This window comes from Tabrizicola aquatica (assembly GCF_002900975.1).
Classification (GTDB): domain Bacteria; phylum Pseudomonadota; class Alphaproteobacteria; order Rhodobacterales; family Rhodobacteraceae; genus Tabrizicola; species Tabrizicola aquatica.
This window is the reverse complement of record NZ_PJON01000001.1, coordinates 716,105-732,033: the sequence shown is the minus strand read 5'-3', so window position 1 is coordinate 732,033 and position 15,929 is coordinate 716,105. Positions and strand designations below refer to the sequence as shown.

16 protein-coding genes are annotated in these 15,929 nt (G+C 66.3%); 7 read left to right on the top strand and 9 right to left on the bottom strand.

Annotated features, from left to right (window positions below; translation table 11 throughout):
- The first annotated feature begins 20 nt into the window (after nt 1-20).
- Together CXR42_RS03560 and CXR42_RS03555 are read left to right on the top strand one after the other, a co-directional pair.
- Nucleotides 21-761 (top strand): metallophosphoesterase family protein, encoded by a 741-nt coding sequence (locus CXR42_RS03560; protein WP_103256116.1) that lies wholly within the window; start codon nt 21-23, stop codon nt 759-761.
- 3 nt (nt 762-764) lie between these two features.
- Nucleotides 765-2,177 carry a bifunctional serine/threonine-protein kinase/universal stress protein gene (locus CXR42_RS03555; RefSeq protein WP_103256115.1) on the top strand — a complete coding sequence of 471 codons (1,413 nt, stop codon included), beginning with the start codon at nt 765-767 and terminating at the stop codon, nt 2,175-2,177.
- 4 nt (nt 2,178-2,181) lie between these two features.
- On the opposite strand, the gene CXR42_RS03550 is transcribed toward CXR42_RS03555, so the two are convergent.
- Together CXR42_RS03550 and CXR42_RS03545 are read right to left on the bottom strand one after the other, a co-directional pair.
- A complete protein-coding gene (locus CXR42_RS03550) occupies nt 2,182-2,295 on the bottom strand; it encodes an entericidin A/B family lipoprotein (RefSeq protein WP_103256114.1) in 114 nt (37 codons plus the stop codon).
- Nucleotides 2,296-2,324: 29 nt separating this feature from the next.
- Nucleotides 2,325-4,145, bottom strand: a complete 1,821-nt coding sequence (locus CXR42_RS03545; RefSeq protein ID WP_245875327.1) for an extracellular solute-binding protein — start codon at nt 4,143-4,145, stop codon at nt 2,325-2,327.
- 262 nt (nt 4,146-4,407) lie between these two features.
- On the opposite strand from CXR42_RS03545, the gene CXR42_RS03540 reads away from it, so the two are divergent.
- On the top strand, nt 4,408-5,181 hold the full coding sequence (locus CXR42_RS03540; RefSeq protein WP_103256113.1) for a 3-hydroxybutyrate dehydrogenase: 774 nt from the start codon (nt 4,408-4,410) through the stop codon (nt 5,179-5,181).
- Nucleotides 5,178-6,191: a patatin-like phospholipase family protein gene (locus CXR42_RS03535; RefSeq protein ID WP_103256112.1), complete on the top strand. Its 1,014-nt coding sequence runs from the start codon at nt 5,178-5,180 to the stop codon at nt 6,189-6,191. Before CXR42_RS03540 ends, CXR42_RS03535 begins: the two co-directional genes overlap by 4 nt.
- Here the strand turns inward: CXR42_RS03535 and CXR42_RS03530 are convergent.
- From CXR42_RS03530 to CXR42_RS03520, 3 genes are all read right to left on the bottom strand, one after another.
- Nucleotides 6,188-6,871, bottom strand: a complete 684-nt coding sequence (locus CXR42_RS03530) for a DUF502 domain-containing protein (protein WP_103256111.1) — start codon at nt 6,869-6,871, stop codon at nt 6,188-6,190. The genes CXR42_RS03535 and CXR42_RS03530 overlap by 4 nt on opposite strands.
- Nucleotides 6,872-6,942: 71 nt before the next feature.
- On the bottom strand, nt 6,943-7,869 hold the full coding sequence (locus CXR42_RS03525; protein WP_180995956.1) for a pseudouridine-5'-phosphate glycosidase: 927 nt from the start codon (nt 7,867-7,869) through the stop codon (nt 6,943-6,945).
- Nucleotides 7,866-8,756, bottom strand: a complete 891-nt coding sequence (locus CXR42_RS03520; RefSeq protein ID WP_103256110.1) for a PfkB family carbohydrate kinase — start codon at nt 8,754-8,756, stop codon at nt 7,866-7,868. The genes CXR42_RS03525 and CXR42_RS03520 overlap by 4 nt, the downstream gene beginning before the upstream one ends.
- 201 nt (nt 8,757-8,957) lie before the next feature.
- Between CXR42_RS03520 and rpsB the strand changes: the two genes are divergently transcribed.
- Both rpsB and tsf read left to right on the top strand, forming a co-directional pair.
- Nucleotides 8,958-9,722, top strand: coding sequence for a 30S ribosomal protein S2 (gene rpsB, locus CXR42_RS03515; protein WP_103256109.1), 765 nt, complete (start codon nt 8,958-8,960; stop codon nt 9,720-9,722).
- A 72-nt stretch (nt 9,723-9,794) separates the two neighbouring features.
- Nucleotides 9,795-10,703, top strand: coding sequence for a translation elongation factor Ts (tsf, locus tag CXR42_RS03510; protein WP_103256108.1), 909 nt, complete (start codon nt 9,795-9,797; stop codon nt 10,701-10,703).
- Nucleotides 10,704-11,002: 299 nt separating this feature from the next.
- On the opposite strand, the gene CXR42_RS03505 is transcribed toward tsf, so the two are convergent.
- The 4 genes from CXR42_RS03505 to ndk all read right to left on the bottom strand — a co-directional run bounded on the left by CXR42_RS03505 (nt 11,003) and on the right by ndk (nt 13,905).
- Complete coding sequence (locus CXR42_RS03505) at nt 11,003-11,785, bottom strand: helix-turn-helix transcriptional regulator (RefSeq protein WP_180995955.1); 783 nt, start codon at nt 11,783-11,785, stop codon at nt 11,003-11,005.
- A gap of 148 nt (nt 11,786-11,933) precedes the next feature.
- The gene (gene gph, locus CXR42_RS03500) at nt 11,934-12,626 is read right to left on the bottom strand and encodes a phosphoglycolate phosphatase (protein ID WP_245875326.1); all 693 of its coding nucleotides are present in this window, start codon (nt 12,624-12,626) and stop codon (nt 11,934-11,936) included.
- Nucleotides 12,619-13,308 carry a ribulose-phosphate 3-epimerase gene (gene rpe / locus CXR42_RS03495; protein ID WP_103256105.1) on the bottom strand — a complete coding sequence of 230 codons (690 nt, stop codon included), beginning with the start codon at nt 13,306-13,308 and terminating at the stop codon, nt 12,619-12,621. The genes gph and rpe overlap by 8 nt, the downstream gene beginning before the upstream one ends.
- A 174-nt stretch (nt 13,309-13,482) precedes the next feature.
- Complete coding sequence (gene ndk, locus CXR42_RS03490; RefSeq protein WP_103257001.1) at nt 13,483-13,905, bottom strand: nucleoside-diphosphate kinase; 423 nt, start codon at nt 13,903-13,905, stop codon at nt 13,483-13,485.
- A 126-nt stretch (nt 13,906-14,031) separates the two neighbouring features.
- Between ndk and CXR42_RS03485 the strand changes: the two genes are divergently transcribed.
- On the top strand, nt 14,032-15,882 hold the full coding sequence (locus tag CXR42_RS03485) for an ABC-F family ATP-binding cassette domain-containing protein (protein WP_103256104.1): 1,851 nt from the start codon (nt 14,032-14,034) through the stop codon (nt 15,880-15,882).
- Nucleotides 15,883-15,929 lie beyond the last annotated feature (47 nt).

Genomic DNA, 15,929 nt, shown 5'->3' with positions numbered 1-15,929 from the left:
GGGTTTCAAAGGGGAATTGGGTGCGGTTTGCGATCCTGACGGACATCCACGCCAATCGCGAGGCTTTCGCGGCGGTGCTGGAGGACGCCCGGGCGTGGGGGGCGGACCGGATCGTCCTGCTGGGCGATCTGGTGGGCTATGGGCCGGACCCCGGCTGGTGCTGCGACAGGGCGGCGGAGCTGGTGGGGCAGGGCGCGCTTTGCGTGCAGGGCAATCACGACTCCGCCGCCGGTGGCGCGCCCGAGCCGATGTCGGCCTTGGCCCGGCGGGCGATGGACTGGACCAAGGCGCAGTTGACCCCGGCGCAGTGCGGGTTCCTGGCGGGCCTGCCGCTGGTGGCGGAAGAGGGCGATGCGCTGTTTGCCCATGCCTCGGCCCATGAACCGGGGGCGTTCGGCTATGTCACCTCGGACAGGCGGGCGGTGCCTTCGTTCCGGGCGACGGGGGCGCGGCTGATCTTCTGCGGCCACACCCATCAGCCGCTGCTGGTCAGCCGCGATCCGACCGGCGCGGTGCGCGAGCAGGCGTTTCAGTCGGGCCTGCCGATCCCGCTGTTGCGCAGCCGGCGCTGGCTGGCGGTCATAGGCTCGGTCGGGCAGGCGCGAGATGGGGTGGCGCAGGCGGGCTGGGCGCTACTGGACACGGCCACGAACGAGTTGACCTTCCGCCGCACACCCTATGATCTGGCCCGGACGGTCGAGAAACTGCGCGCGGCGGGGCTGCCGGAAGACCTGGCGCTACGGTTGTTGAGGGGGAGCTAGGCGATGCCGCTGCGGCCACGGACCGGGCTGACGATCGACGGCTTCACGCTTGGCGCGAAACTGCACTCTGGCGGCTTCGCCACGATCTGGGACGTGACGCATCCCGACCATGCCCTGCCCCTGGTGATGAAGGTTCCGACGATCCTGGACGGCGATGATGGGCCGACGATCGTCGGTTTCGAGGTCGAGCAGATGATCATGCCGCGCCTTGTCGGCCCGCATGTGCCCAGGGTCATCGGGACCGGCGGCTTCGACCGGATGCCCTATATCGTGACCGAGAAGATCGCGGGCGGCAGTTTCCTGCCCCTGTTCCAGCAGGCGCCGCTGCCCCTGTCCGAGGTGATCGAGATCGCGGCGCGGATGGTGGATGCGGTGGCGGACCTGCACCGTCAGCAGGTGATCCACCTGGACCTGAAGCCGGAGAATTTCCTGCAGCGCAGCACCGGCGAGATGGTGCTGGTGGATTTCGGGCTAAGTCGGCACGGCCAGTTGCCCGACCTTCTGGCCGAGGAATTCAGCATTCCGATGGGGACCTTCCCCTTCATCGCGCCGGAACAGTATCTGCGTTGCCGGGACGACCTGCGATCCGACCTTTTTGCCCTGGGCGCGATGCTGTACGCGCTGGCCACCGGGCGCACTCCCTGGGGCACGCCGCAGACGCTGCGGGGGGTCAGAAAACGGCTGTGGCGCGACCCCGAGCCGCCGCGCGCGATCCGGCCCGAGATCCCGGAATGGCTGCAAGAGATCATCCTGCGCGCCCTGGTCGTCGACCCGATGCAACGCTACCAGACAGCGGCGCAGATGGCCTTCGACCTGGCCCATCCGCAGCAGGTGACTCTGACCGCCCGCGCCCACAAGCTGCGCCGCGACGGCTGGCTGCAGGTCTGGGACCGCTGGCGGATCATGCGCCGGATCAAACACTTCCGGGCGCCGGATACGGTGGCGGCGCAGCTTGCCTCGGTTCCGGTGATCGTGGTGGCGGTGGACCTGTCGCCCGAGGGCGAGCGGCTGGCAGCAATGCTGCGCGGGGCGGTAAAGCGGATGCTGACGATCGAGCCGGAGGCCCGGATCGCCTGCGTCAACGTGATCAAGACCCACCGGATCGGCCTGGACCAGGGCACGGACGATCAGGGGAACAACCTGCATGTGCTGCGGCTGGTGGCACTCAAAACCTGGGCCGCCAGCATCGATCTGCCCGACCACCGGCTGACCTATACCGTGCTGGAAGGCCCTGACCCCGGCCAGGCGATCATCGACTATGCCAGGGCGAACCATGTCGACCACATCCTGATGGGCGCACGCGGCCATTCGACCACGCGGCGCTATCTTGGATCGGTCTCGGCCCAGGTGGTGGCCGAGGCGCAGTGCAGCGTGACGGTGATCCGCCTGCCCGAACCGCGCGACGCTGTGGTCTGAGGCGTCAGAACATCCCCTGAACGGTGCGGGCGCCCGAGGACACGTCCTCGCCCACGCCGGCGACAGTGTTGCAGCCCGCAAGGGCCAGCAGGGTTGCGATCAGGGCAAGTTTGCGCATGTTTCTACCTGTTCATTGCTGCCGGGCGGTCATTCTTCGAACCACCACAAGGCGGGAAGATAGGACGTCGCCCAGTCTCCGTAAAGCTGGACCCGGTCGGGATGTTTCAATTCCGCCTTGTGGACGATCAGGTTGCGGTCGGCGAACCAGAACGGGACGACATAGCGACCGGCGGTCAGAAGCCGGTCCAGCGCCTGGGCGGCGGTGGCGGCGTCCTCCTGACTGCGGGCGGCCAGCATCGCGGCGATGACCGCGTCGATGGCGGGCGACTTCACCCCCATCCAGTTGCGCGAGCCTTCGGTGTCTGCGGCAGCCGAGGACCAGTACAGGCTTTGCTCGTTGCCCGGGCTAAGCGACATGGTGCGGATCATGTAGGTCATGTCGAAGTCGAAGCTGTCGGTCCGCGCCTTCATCTGCGCGCTGTCCAGCATGGTGACCTTGGCGTCGATACCGACATCCTTCAGCGCCTCGATATAGATCGCGGCCACGCTTGCGACCTCATCCTGGCCGATGGTCAACAGGATCTCGAAGGCGAAGGGGGTGCCGTCGGCGTTCTTCAGCACGCCATCATCGCCCACGGTCCAGCCCGCCTCTTCCAGCAGTGCAAGCGCGCGGCGCAGGCCGGGGCGGTTCTGTGCGGTGCCATCGGGCTGGGGCAGGGCGTAGCCTTCCAGCGTGCCGGGCAGAAGGTCGGCCTTGAACGGCTCCAACAGTGCCAGCACCCCGCCTGCGGCCGGCTGGCCAGCTTCCACGGCGAAGGGGCTGTTGGCGAAATACGAGGTGATGCGCGGTGCCGCACCGCCGGTGACGGTCGCGTTGACGAAGTCGAAGTTGAACAGCTCGATCATCGCTTCGCGCACGCGCCAGTCGGCGAACTGCGGCTTGCGGGTGTTCATCACGAAGCCGATGATCCCCGAGGGGCGGTCATGCGGCACCTCAAGCTTCACCATCTCGCCGCTGGCAAGCGCGGGAAAGTCGTAGCGGCTGGCCCAGCGGGCAAGGTTGTCCTCGCGATAGGCCGAGATCGCGCCGGTCTTGACCGATTCGAAGATCGCCACCGGGTTCGAGTAGTAATCGTAGCGGATCGTGTCAAAGTTCCACTGGCCGCGGTTCACGGGCAAATCCTTGCCCCACCAATCGGGGTTGCGCTTGTAGGTGATCTGCACGCCCGGATCGACCTGGTCGATGACATAGGGCCCCGAGCCGGTCAGCCGGTCCAGCGAGGTCGCCTCGAAATCCTTTCCCTCGAAATCCGACTTTTTCAGGATCGGGCGCAGGCCCAGGATCAGGGGCAGTTCGCGGTCCTCGGTGTTGAAGGTGAAGCGGACGGTGCGGGGGCCGGTCGCCTCGGCCTTGGCGATCTTCTTCCAGGCGGTGTGATAGCGCGGGTGACCCAGGGTGCCCAGCGTCTCATAGGACCACAGCACATCCTCGACCGTGACCGGGGTGCCGTCCGAGAATCGGGCCCCCTCGCGCAGGGTGAAGGCGACGAAGGTCCGGGCGTCGTCGGTTTCAATCGATTCGGCCAATAGGCCGTAAAGCGAGAAGGGTTCGTCGAAGCTGCGGGCCATCAGCGTCTCGAAGGTGAAGGGAGTGATGCCCTCGGCCGCGGTGCCATTGGTGATGAACGGATTCAACGTATCGAAGCTGCCGGTCATCGACAGCGTGATGGTGCCGCCCTTGGGGGCATCGGGGTTCGCCTGCGGCAGCGACACAAAATCCGGGGGCAGCGCGGGTTCGCCATACATAGCTATGCCATGCGTGGGTTCGGCCAGGGCGGTGCCGGCGCTGAGGGCCAGGCCAAACGGCAGGACCAGGCGGCAGAGGATCGGGGTCAGATGGCGCAGCATCGCGGGGGGTCCCTCGTGTAAGCTGTTGTTCTTTGTCCCGAACCCTATGCGGGTGATCGTGGATATTCAAACTTTTAGCTTGGCCATCGGCGGAGAGGGGACTATATAGAAGGCACTGCTCGATAGGTTTCTTGCCTGTATGAAACCTGCCTCAAAGACTTAACGCCGGCCTTGTGCCGGCGTTTTTTTTGGCGCTTCGGCTGGAATCTTGCAACCGACAGGCCCTATGATCCGTTTGCAGGTGCAGCATAGGGGTCTGAGCATGGTGTTGACGGGCAAACGGGCGATCGTGACCGGGTCGAATTCGGGAATCGGGCTGGGCGTGGCCGAGGCTTTGGCGGCGGCCGGGGCCGAGGTGATTCTGAACAGCTTCACCGACCGGCCCGAGGATCACGCCCTTGCCGCCGAGCTTGGCGTCCGCCACTGCGTCGCCGTCCGCTATATCGCGGCAGACATGTCCAAGGCGGCGGACTGCCGGGCGCTGGTGGAAAGGGCCGGCGGCTGCGACATCCTGGTGAACAACGCCGGCATCCAGTTCGTCAGCCCGGTCGAGGATTTCCCGGTCGAGAAATGGGATGCAATCCTGGCGATCAACCTTTCGTCGGCCTTCCACACCACGGCGGCGGCGCTGCCGGGTATGAAGGCGCGCGGCTGGGGCCGGATCGTCAACGTGGCCAGCGCCCATGGCCTGACCGCAAGCCCGTTCAAATCGGCCTATGTCGCGGCCAAGCACGGTGTTGTCGGCCTGACCAAGGCCGTGGCGCTGGAAGTGGCGGGGCAGGGCATCACGGTGAACGCGATCTGCCCCGGCTATGTGCTGACCCCCCTGGTCGAGGCGCAGATCCCCGAGCAGATGAAGGTGCACAACATGGACCGCGAGACCGTCCTGCGCGAGGTGATGCTGCAGCGCCAGCCCAGCCGGCAGTTCGCCACGGTGGAACAGATCGGCGGCACCGCGGTCTATCTGTGCAGCCCCGCGGCCGAACAGGTGACCGGCACCACGATCAGCGTCGATGGCGGCTGGACCGCGCTGTGAGGCGGGTGAACCTGGCCCTGCAGGGCGGCGGGGCGCATGGCGCCTTTACCTGGGGTGTGCTGGACCGGCTGTTGCAGGTCGAGGATCTGGAGATTGCCGGGATCTCGGGTTGTTCGGCCGGGGCGCTGAATGGTGCGGCGCTGAAGGCCGGCCTGATCGAGGGCGGGCGGACGGGCGCGCGGGCGCGGTTGGACCGGCTGTGGGACCAGATCGCCGGGATCAGCGATTTCCGCATGTTGCCCTGGTTGCAGCCCTTCGTGCCGGCGATGCGGTTCTGGCAGACGGCAAGTGCCGCCGTCCTGCCGTTCTCGCCGCAGGCCTTGGCCGCGCAGGTCTGGTCGCCGCAGCTTTGGGGCGACAGCTGGAAGAACCCCCTGGAGCCGGTGGTGCGCGACCTGGATTTCAGCGAAGTCAGCGCCCGACAGGGCCCCCGGCTGTTCGTCAGCGCAACGAATGTGCGGACCGGGCGGATCAAGGTCTTTCAGGGCGAGGAGATCACGCCCGAGGCGCTTTTGGCCTCGGCCTGCCTGCCTACGGTGTTCCAGACCGTCGAGATCGAGGGCGAGGCCTATTGGGACGGCGGCTTTGCCGGCAATCCTGCGCTGTTCCCGCTGTACGAGCCTGACCTGCCGGATGACATCCTGCTGGTCTCGATCAACCCGATGCGGCGCGAAGAGGTGCCGGAAACCGCGCTGGATATCCAGAACCGGATCAATGAGATCAGCTTCAACGCCAGCCTGCTGGGCGAGTTGCGGGCGATCAACTTTGTCCGCCGCCTGATCGCCGAGGGCCGGATGGAGCCGGGCACGATGAAGGCGGTGAATGTCCATATGATCGCCGATGACGCGCTGATGAACGAGCTTGGCGCCGATTCCAAGCTGTCGCCGACGCCCTTGCTTCTGCACCGGTTGAAGGACGCCGGCCGCGCGGCGGCCGAGCGGTTCCTGACCGAGGGCGCGCCGAAGATCGGGCAGGACTCCTCGGCCGACCTGAAGGGGGTGCTGGCCTAGTCCAGCGGCTCTTTCGGCAGGGGATAGACCAGGCCGCCCGACACGATCAGCTTGGCCGCGTCGTCCACGCCCATGTCCATCACGATCAGGTCCTGTGTCGGCACGAAGAGGAGCATCCCGCTGGTAAAGGGGGTCAGACCGACGAACACCGCGGACATGTCGGGGCCAAGGGCTGCCAACCGCTCGGCCAACTCGCCCCTGGGCCGCGTGGACACGAATCCCAGCGCCCAGGACCCGGGGCGCGGAAACTCGACCAGGACGACCTTGTCGAAGCTTTGTTCCTTCTTGTTGAAGAAGGTTTCGGCCACCTGCTTGATCGCGCCGTAGACGGAACGGACGACCGGCATCCGCTCGACCAAGTTCTCGCCCGAGCGGATGACAGAGCGGCCGATCAGGCCCTTGGCCATCCAGCCGACGATGATCGTGACGATCAGGAAAACCAGGACGCCGACCCCGCGCACCGGGAATTCGTAGTCCGGACCGATCCAGCGGCGGATCACGGCGTCGGGCTGCCAGTAGGACGGGATCAGCGGCAGGATCCAGCCGTCGATCCAGCCGATGACGGCCCAGACAAAATAGATCGTCAGCCCGATGGGCAGGACGACGACCAGGCCGGTCAGGAAGCTTGCGCGCAGGCTGGCAAGAAAGCCGCGACGGTGGGGCGGATGCGGTTCGGTCACGTGGTACTGTCCCTGTTCCGCCCCAATCTAGGGGCTGTCCCCGGCCCTGCGCAATGGCGGCCGGGGGAAAATCAGGTCTGCGCCGCCAGTTCCCGGGCGATGGCGGCACCAAGGCGGGCATTGTTCAGCACCAGCGCAATATTTGCCTCCAGCGAGCGGCCCTGGGTCAGTTCGAAGATGCGTTGCAACAGGAAGGGCGTCACCGCCTTTGCGGCGATACCCTGCGCCTCGGCCTCGGCCAGGGCGGCCTCGATCTGGGGCATGATTTCGGCGCGGGGGATCTCGGCGCTGGCCGGGATCGGGTTGGCGACGAGTTGGCCGCCGGGCAGGCCAAGGCGGGTGCGCATCCGTTGCGCGGCGGCGATGCTGGCGGCGTCGTCCATCCGCAAGGGCGCCTTCAACCCCGAGGAGCGCGACCAGAAGGCCGGGAAATCATCCTGGCCATAGGCGATGACGGGGACGCCCAGGGTTTCCAGATATTCCAGCGTCTTTGGCAGATCGAGGATCGCCTTGGCCCCCGCGGCGACCACGGTGACGGGGGTTTCCGCCAGTTCGCGCAGGTCGGCCGAGATGTCAAAGCTGGTCTCGGCCCCGCGATGCACCCCGCCGATCCCGCCGGTGGCAAAGACGCCGATCCCGGCAAGCCGCGCGCAGATCATGGTGGCGGCAACCGTGGTGGCCCCGGTTCCGCCAGTCGCCAGGCAGGCCGCCAGGTCGGCACGCGAAAGCTTGGCCACGGCCTTTGCCTGACCCAGGGCTTCAAGCTGCGGATCGGTCAGGCCGATGTGGATCTGCCGGTCCATGATCGCGATGGTGGCGGGCGTGGCACCATGGGCGCGAACCTCGGCCTCCACCCGGCGCGCTGTTTCCACATTCTGCGGGAATGGCATGCCGTGGGTGATGATCGTGCTTTCCAGCGCAACGATGGGCGCGCCCTTGGCATGGGCCTCGGCCACTTCGGGCGACAGGATCAGGGGCAGGGTGGGGGGCAGGGTCATGCGCCGATATCTCCGGATACATAGGTGGCGGCGGCGCGCAGCGCCTCGTCCAGGGCGGATTGCCGGTCGGCGCCGCGGCGTTCGGCGACCAGATGCGCCGCCATGAACGTGTCGCCCGCGCCGGTGACACGGGTCACCAGGACCTGGGGCGGCTGGCCCATGATGACGCCTTCGTCGCGGCGGCCTTCGGCGGCAAGCTCTCCGCCGTTGGTCACCAGGACCCGGCCCGCCCCGCGTTGCAGCAGGGCCTGTGCGGCCTCGGGCGCGGTGGCGGCATCGGACCGGGCCAGGATGTTCGCCTCTTCCAGGTTCACATAAAGCGTGGCCGACGGATGGGTGAGCAGCGGCAAAAGCCGCCCCGCCTTGCCGGGCGAGGCCGGGGCGACCCGCAGGTCGGCCGCCGCAAACAGGGGCGAGGCGGCGATGTCGGCCAGAAGCGCCTCGGTCAGGTTGCCGTCCAGCGCGATGGGGCCGGTCCAGGGCGCGTCGGGGCGACCAAGGCGGCCATCCTCCAGCGGGCGCAGGACCTTGTCGCCGGCGGCTTCCAGCGAATGGGCGTCGGCGATGGCGGCGATCAGACCGTTCGCGCCTTCGATCGCCATGTAGCGGTCGGTCGGCAGATCGTCCGAGCGGTAGACATGCGCCGTCACCAGCCCCAGCCGTTCGCAGGCGGCGACCAGCTCCGCCCCCTCGGCATCGCGGCCGATGGCGGTCAGCAGCGCGGGCGTCATTCCGAAGCGGCGCAGCGTCATGGCGATGTTCATCGCCACGCCACCCGGCAGCCGGGTGATCCGCCCCGGCACGTCCGAGCCAAGGCGCATCGCGGTGGGCGAGCGGCCGATGATGTCCCACAGGACCGAGCCGATGCAAAGGATATCCGGTGTCATGCCCTTCCATCGCCGAAACCCGCCAGCGGTGCAAGGGCGGAACCCGGAAGGGCTTGCACCCCGGCCCGTGGCCGTCTATACGCCCGCCACTTCACAGGTGTGGTCGGGGCCGATGCGGGGAGAAATCCCGTGCGGTCCACCGGTTGCCCCGCAAGGGGTGAAGACGGCCGCACCGAGGATCAAACCGGAAAAGGATATAGTATGGCTCTTCCCGAGTTCTCCATGCGTCAGCTCTTGGAAGCTGGCGTTCACTACGGCCACCAGACCGCCCGCTGGAATCCCCGCATGGGCGAATACATCTATGGTGACCGCAACGGCATCCATATCATCGACCTGACCCAGACTGTTCCGCTGTTGGACCAGGCGCTGAAGGTCGTGCGCGACACCGTCGCCAAGGGCGGCCGCATTCTGTTCGTCGGCACCAAGCGCCAGGCCCAGAAGCCGATCGCCGAAGCGGCCGAGCGTTGCGCGCAGTTCTACATGAACCACCGCTGGCTGGGCGGCACGCTGACCAACTGGAAAACCGTTTCCCAGTCGATCCAGCGCCTGAAGCAGCTGGACGAAGTTCTGGGCGCGGGCGGCGAAGGCCTGACCAAGAAAGAGCGTCTGGGCATGGAGCGTGACCAGGCCAAGCTGCAGGCCAGCCTTGGCGGGATCCGCGAAATGGGCGGCACCCCGGACCTGATCTTCATCATCGACGTTGGCAAGGAAGACCTCGCCATCCTTGAGGCGCAGAAGCTGGGTATCCCGGTCGTCGGTATCGTCGACACCAACTGCTCGCCCAAGGGCGTGACCCATGTGATCCCGGGCAACGACGACGCGGCCCGCGCGATCCAGCTGTACTGCGACCTGATCAGCCGCGCGGCGCTGGATGGCATGTCGGCCCAGATGGGCGCGGCGGGCGTCGACCTGGGCGCGCTGGAAGCAGCCCCCGAGGAAGAAGCGGTCGCCGAAGCCGAGGCCTGAGCCCCGGTTGTCACCAGACTTTCACCCGGCGGGTCTATCCCGCCGGGCCATCTATTCCAAGGAGTGCAAGGCATGACGATCACCGCACAGATGGTGAAGGAACTGCGCGAGTCGACCGGCGCAGGCATGATGGACGCCAAGAAGGCGCTCACCGAAGTTAACGGCGACATGGAAGCCGCAGTCGACTGGCTGCGCACCAAGGGCCTGGCCAAAGCCGCCAAGAAGGCTGACCGCGTCGCCGCCGAAGGGCTGGTTGGCGTCGCCGTGTCCAACGGCAAGGGCGTCGCGGTCGAGATCAACTCGGAAACCGACTTTGTCGCCAAGAACGAAGACTTCCAGGCGCTGGTCCGTGATGTGGCGAATGTCGCCCTGACCACCGGCGACTCGGTCGAAGTCGTGAAGGCCGCGCATCTGAACGGCAAGACCGTCGAGACCGTGATCCAGGAAGCCATCGCCCGCATCGGCGAGAACATGACCTTCCGCCGCCTGCATGTGCTGGAAGGCGACACCGTCGTCTCCTACGTCCACAACGCGGCGACTGCCGGCATGGGCAAGATCGGCGTCCTCGTTGCCCTGAAGGGCGACAAGGCCAAGGCCGAAGAGATCGGCAAGCAGTTCGCGATGCACATCGCCGCGACGAACCCGCTGTCGCTGTCGGAAGCCACCCTGGACCCCGTGCTGGTCGAGCGTGAGCTTGCCGTACAGACCGCCAAGGCCCTGGAAGAGAACGCCTCGTCCGCCAAGCCGAAGCCCGAGCAGGTGATCCACAACAACATCATCCCGGGCCGGATGAAGAAGTTCCTGGCCGAGAACACGCTGATGGGCCAGGCCTTCGTGATCAACCCCGACCTGACCGTGGAAGCCGCGGCCAAGGAAGCGGGCGTCGAGATCACCGGCTACGCGCGCGTTGCCGTGGGCGAAGGCATCGAGAAGAAGCAGGAAGACTTTGCCGCGGAAGTGGCCAAGGCGCTGCAGGGCTGATTTCCCCAAGATCGGGGCAGGGGGGCCGGTGCCGCAAGGTGCCGGCCCTTTTCCTGTTCCGACAGGTAGCAAATGAAAACGGCGCGGTCCCGGGGAAGGACCGCGCCGCAAAGCCCTGCCCGGGCCCCTGGGGATAGGACGAGGCGGACAGAACCGAAGCCGGCCGCCGTAATTGCGGCCAAGGGGACTAAGGACCTTACGGTCGACCAACGATCCGGTGGCGGCCCAGTCTGCACCGCTCCGGTAGCGGGCTTTGTGGCAGGTGACGCAACGTCAGGCGAGTAGGGAAAACCCTACCTTCAGCGCGCGGCCTGGGCGACCTCGGGCTGGCGCTGGAAGATCATGTTCAAAAGCGCCCCCTTTGCGACGGCCTGGGCCGTGGTCTCGACCGCCAACGCCTCGCGCGCAAGGCGCAGGTGCTTTTCCACCATCGCGGGACTGACTCCCATCAACAGCGCCACATCCTGCGTGGTCTTGCCGTCGGCCACCCATTCCAGCGCCTCGCGCTGACGCGGGGACAGCGCGCGGTGGCGCGACAGTTGCGGCAAGTGGACGATCGTGAGGTGCATCATGTTCGCCACGGCCAGGATCTCTTCCTTGCGCTGCGCCAGGATCGCATCCACCGCCTCGGCCGTCAGGCCGGGGTCCGCGATCAGCCCCAGCGCGCCCTTCGAGCGGGACGAAACCTCGGGGAAGCTGACCGAGATCCCCGCCACCACGCCCATGGCCGCATTCTGACGCACCGCCTCGGCCTCTTCCGCCGACAACCGCCCGGCCTCGAACGCCTCTTTCACCCAGGTCCAGCTGCAAATGCCCGAGCTGCGTTCCGCCCAGCGAAAGACCGGCGTCTTGGCATAGAACCCGCCCTGGAAGTAGCGCTTGACGTAATCCGCATCGCAGGTCGACAGGAACAGCGCATCATCCGGGTCGCCGATGGTTTTCAGGTGCTTGAACCGGGTGAAACCGTAGTTCACGCGCTTGAAGCCCAGGCTGGCGAAATGTCCGGTCGCCCGCTCCCAGGCCTCGTCGATGCTGGAGGCGGCGGCAATCCGGTTCAGCAAGGCAAGAATGGTCTCACTCATCGTTCTATCCCTGTTGGCGGGGGGCCCGGTCAGCTTTGCCTGACCTTGGGGCATTCAGGACTTGGACGTGAGATACGGCAGGTTTCCTTGGCTTGTCGAGAGTTTGCGGCATGCGAAGGGCGCCAAAACGCCCGCATGACGGGACTTGTCATGCAATCGGGGCATCCTGGACGCGAAATCGGGCAGCCAGATGGCCGATCAGGCGGGGCAGGGCGGCGAAATCGTCGAACACCAGCTTTGCGCCCAGGCTTTCCGGCGCGGCGGTGCGGTAGCCTTGGGTGAACAGCGCCAGGGGAACGCCAGCGGCTTGCGCGGTCTGGGCGTCAACCTCGCTGTCACCGATGAAGAGGGCCGGCGCCGGTTGAAGCCCCGACAGCGCCGCGCGCAGGGGCGCGGGGTCGGGCTTGCGCTGCGGCAGGCTGTCGCCGCCGATGACAATGGGAAAGAAACGGTCCAGCCCGAAGTGGCGCAGCACTGCGTGGGTCGGTCCTTGGGGTTTGTTGGTGCAGATCGCCAGGCGATGGCCCGCCGCGGACAGCGCCACCAACGCGTCGGTCACGCCGGGATAAAGCGTTGTCAGATCAAAGGCTTCCTCATAGATGCTGATGAAACCCGCGACCAGTTCGGCGTGGAGTGGGCCCTCCGGTGGCAGCCCTTGATGGGCCAGCAGGCGGCGGACCAGCACGCCGACGCCGTTGCCGATGAAACCGCGCACGGTTTCATAAGGAAAGCCGGGCAAGCCTTTGGCTAAGAACACTTTATTGGCCGCGTCGTGGATCTGCGGCGCGCTGTGGATCAGCGTGCCGTCCAGGTCGAAAACCAGGTTCAGCGCGTCACGCAATCGCAGCCTCGGCCGCCGCACGGATTGCCCGGATATTCGCGCCATAGGGCGCAGGATTGTCCACCGATCCGCCCTTGAACACGGCCGAGCCTGCCACCAGCACATCCGCGCCGGCCTTGGCCACCAAAGGCGCCGTTACCGCCGTGATGCCGCCGTCGATCTCGATATGCACCGGCCGGTCGCCGATCATCTGGCGCAGACGCGTCACCTTGGCGACCTGGCTTTCGATGAAGCTTTGGCCGCCAAAGCCCGGGTTCACCGTCATCACGCAGATCAGGTCAACCATGTCCAGCAATTCGCTGACTGCCTCGACGGGCGTGCCGGGGTTAATCGCAAGACCGGCCTTTTTCCCAAGCCCGCGAATGGCTTGCAGCGTGCGGTGAATGTGCGGGCCGGCCTCGACATGGGCGGTCAGCACGTCGGCACCGGCCTTGGCATAGGCCTCAAGATACTGATCCACCGGCGCGATCATCAGATGCACGTCCATCACGCCCTTGATATGCGGCCGGATCGCCGCGCACATCGCCGGGCCGAAAGTCAGGTTCGGGACGAAGTGGCCGTCCATCACATCGACATGCACCCAATCCGCGCCTTGCGCCTCGATCGCGCGGCACTCGGCGCCAAAGTTCGCGAAATCGGCGGCAAGGATGGACGGGGCGATCTTGATCGAACGGTCGAACATGGGGCAGGCTCCAATGGCTTGCGGCCTCATATCCCGGCGCTTAAGGCCTTTCCAGCATGCATTACATTACATAATACTGATTACGCGATATCCGGGCACGGCGACGGACACCCCACCCCGAAACGAAAACGGCCCGGTCAACCGACCGGGCCGCATCGCAAACTTCAGACGAAATCAGCCGACCAGTTCAAGGCCCGAGAAGAAGAACGCGATCTCGCGCGCGGCCGAAGCCTCGCTGTCCGACCCGTGGACCGAGTTCTCGCCCTTGGACAGCGCGAATTCCTTGCGGATCGTGCCGTCGGCAGCGGCGGCCGGATCGGTCGCGCCCATTACTTCGCGGTTCTTGGCAATCGCGCCTTCGCCTTCCAGGACCTGCACGACGACCGGCTCGGACGCCATGAACGCGCACAGCTCGCCGTAGAAGCCGCGCTCGGCATGCTCGGCGTAGAATGCGCCGGCCTGGGCGGGCGTCAGGTGGATGCGCTTGGATGCGACGACGCGCAGGCCGGCATCCTCGAACTTGGCAACGATCTTGCCGGTCAGGTTGCGCTTGGTGGCATCGGGCTTGATGATCGACAGGGTACGTTCAACGGCCATGTGGCTCTCCATCGGGTTTGGGGCCGGCGTGGCCCTTTTCGGATGGCGGGCTGCTATCACGGGCGCACGCCTTTGAAAAGGTGGGCCGGCATTGACGTTTCACGCCTGATCGGGCACTTGGCCCCCATGCTGAAGATCGAGGACATCACCTATAACGTCGAAGGCCGCCCCCTGTTCGAGGGCGCGTCCGCGACCATCCCCACGGGCCACAAGGTGGGCCTCGTCGGTCGTAACGGGGCGGGCAAGACCACGCTGTTCCGGCTGATCCGGGGCGAGCTGGCGCTGGAGGGCGGGTCGATCACCCTGCCCCAGCGCGCCCGTATCGGCGGTGTTGCGCAGGAAGTGCCGTCGTCCGACACCTCGCTTCTCGAGACGGTGCTGCAAGCGGATACCGAGCGCGCGGCCCTGATGGCCGAGGCCGAGACCGCCACCGATGCCCACCGCATCGCCGAGATCCAGGCGCGGCTTTCGGACATCGACGCCTGGTCGGCCGAGGGTCGAGCCGCCAGCATTCTCAAGGGCTTGGGCTTCGATGCTGAACAGCAGCTGATGCCCTGCTCGGCCTTCTCGGGCGGCTGGCGGATGCGGGTGGCGCTGGCGGGGGTGCTGTTTGCGCAGCCTGACTACCTGCTTCTCGATGAACCGACCAACTACCTGGATCTCGAAGGCGCGCTCTGGCTGGAAAGCTATCTGCAGAAGTATCCGCATACGGTCCTGATCATCAGCCACGACCGCGGGCTTCTGAACCGGGCCGTGCAAGGCATCCTGCATCTGGACAACCGCAAGCTCACCTACTGGCAAGGCGGCTATGACCAGTTCGCCCGCCAGATGTCCGAACGCCGCGCCGTGTTGCAGGCCGAGGCGAAGAAGGTCGAGGCGCGGCGCGCGCATCTGCAGAGCTTCGTCGACCGTTTCAAGGCCAAGGCGTCGAAGGCCGTGCAGGCGCAGTCCCGCGTCAAGATGCTGGAAAAGCTGACCCCGATCACCGCTCCGGAAGAGGCGAAGAAGGTGGTATTTACCTTCCCTGCCCCCGAAGAACTGGCCCCGCCGATCATCAACCTGGACGGCGCGGCGGTCGGCTATGGCGGCCCGCCGGTGCTGAAGCGGCTGAACCTGCGGATCGACCAGGACGACCGGATCGCGCTTCTGGGCCGCAACGGTGAAGGAAAGTCCACGCTTTCCAAGCTGTTGGCGGGCAAACTTCAGGCGGCCGAGGGGCGGATTGCCCGGTCCTCCAAGCTGCGGATCGGCTATTTCGCCCAGCATCAGGTCGATGAACTGCATCTGGACGAGACGCCGTTGCAGCACATCAAGCGCCTGCGCCCCGCCGAAGGGCAGCCGAAACTGCGTGCGCGGCTGGCGGGCTTTGGCCTGATGGCGGACCAGGCCGACACGGTCGTCGCTCGGCTGTCGGGCGGGCAGAAGGCGCGCCTGTCGCTGCTGCTGGCCACCATTGACGCGCCGCACCTTCTGATCCTGGACGAACCGACCAACCACCTGGACATCGAAAGCCGCGAGGCTTTGGTCGAGGCGCTGACCGAATACCCCGGTGCGGTCATCCTGGTCAGCCACGACATGCACCTTCTGGGCCTGGTGGCCGACCGGCTTTGGCTGGTGAAGGACGGCGCAGTGACGCCCTATACCGACGACCTGGAGGCCTATCGCCGGCAGTTGCTGGCCGGCGATGAAGAGGTGAAGGTCGCCTCAAAGCCCGTTGAAAAACCAAGAAAAGCCAGCCGGGATGAAATCCTTGCGCTGAAAGCCGAGGTCCGCAAGTGCGAGGATCGGCTGGCCAAGCTGAACGACATGCGCGACAAGCTGGCGGCCAAACTGGCGGACCCCGCGCTGTACGAAGACACCCGCAAGGGTGAACTTGCCACCTGGAACGCCAAATATGCCGAGGTGATGCAGGCGCTGGACAAGGCCGAGGCGATGTGGCTGTCGGCCCAGGAAAAGTTCGAAACATCAGCGGCTTGACAGCCCACCTGCCGCAACCATCCCGGCGCAAGGCATCCCGCGCCTGC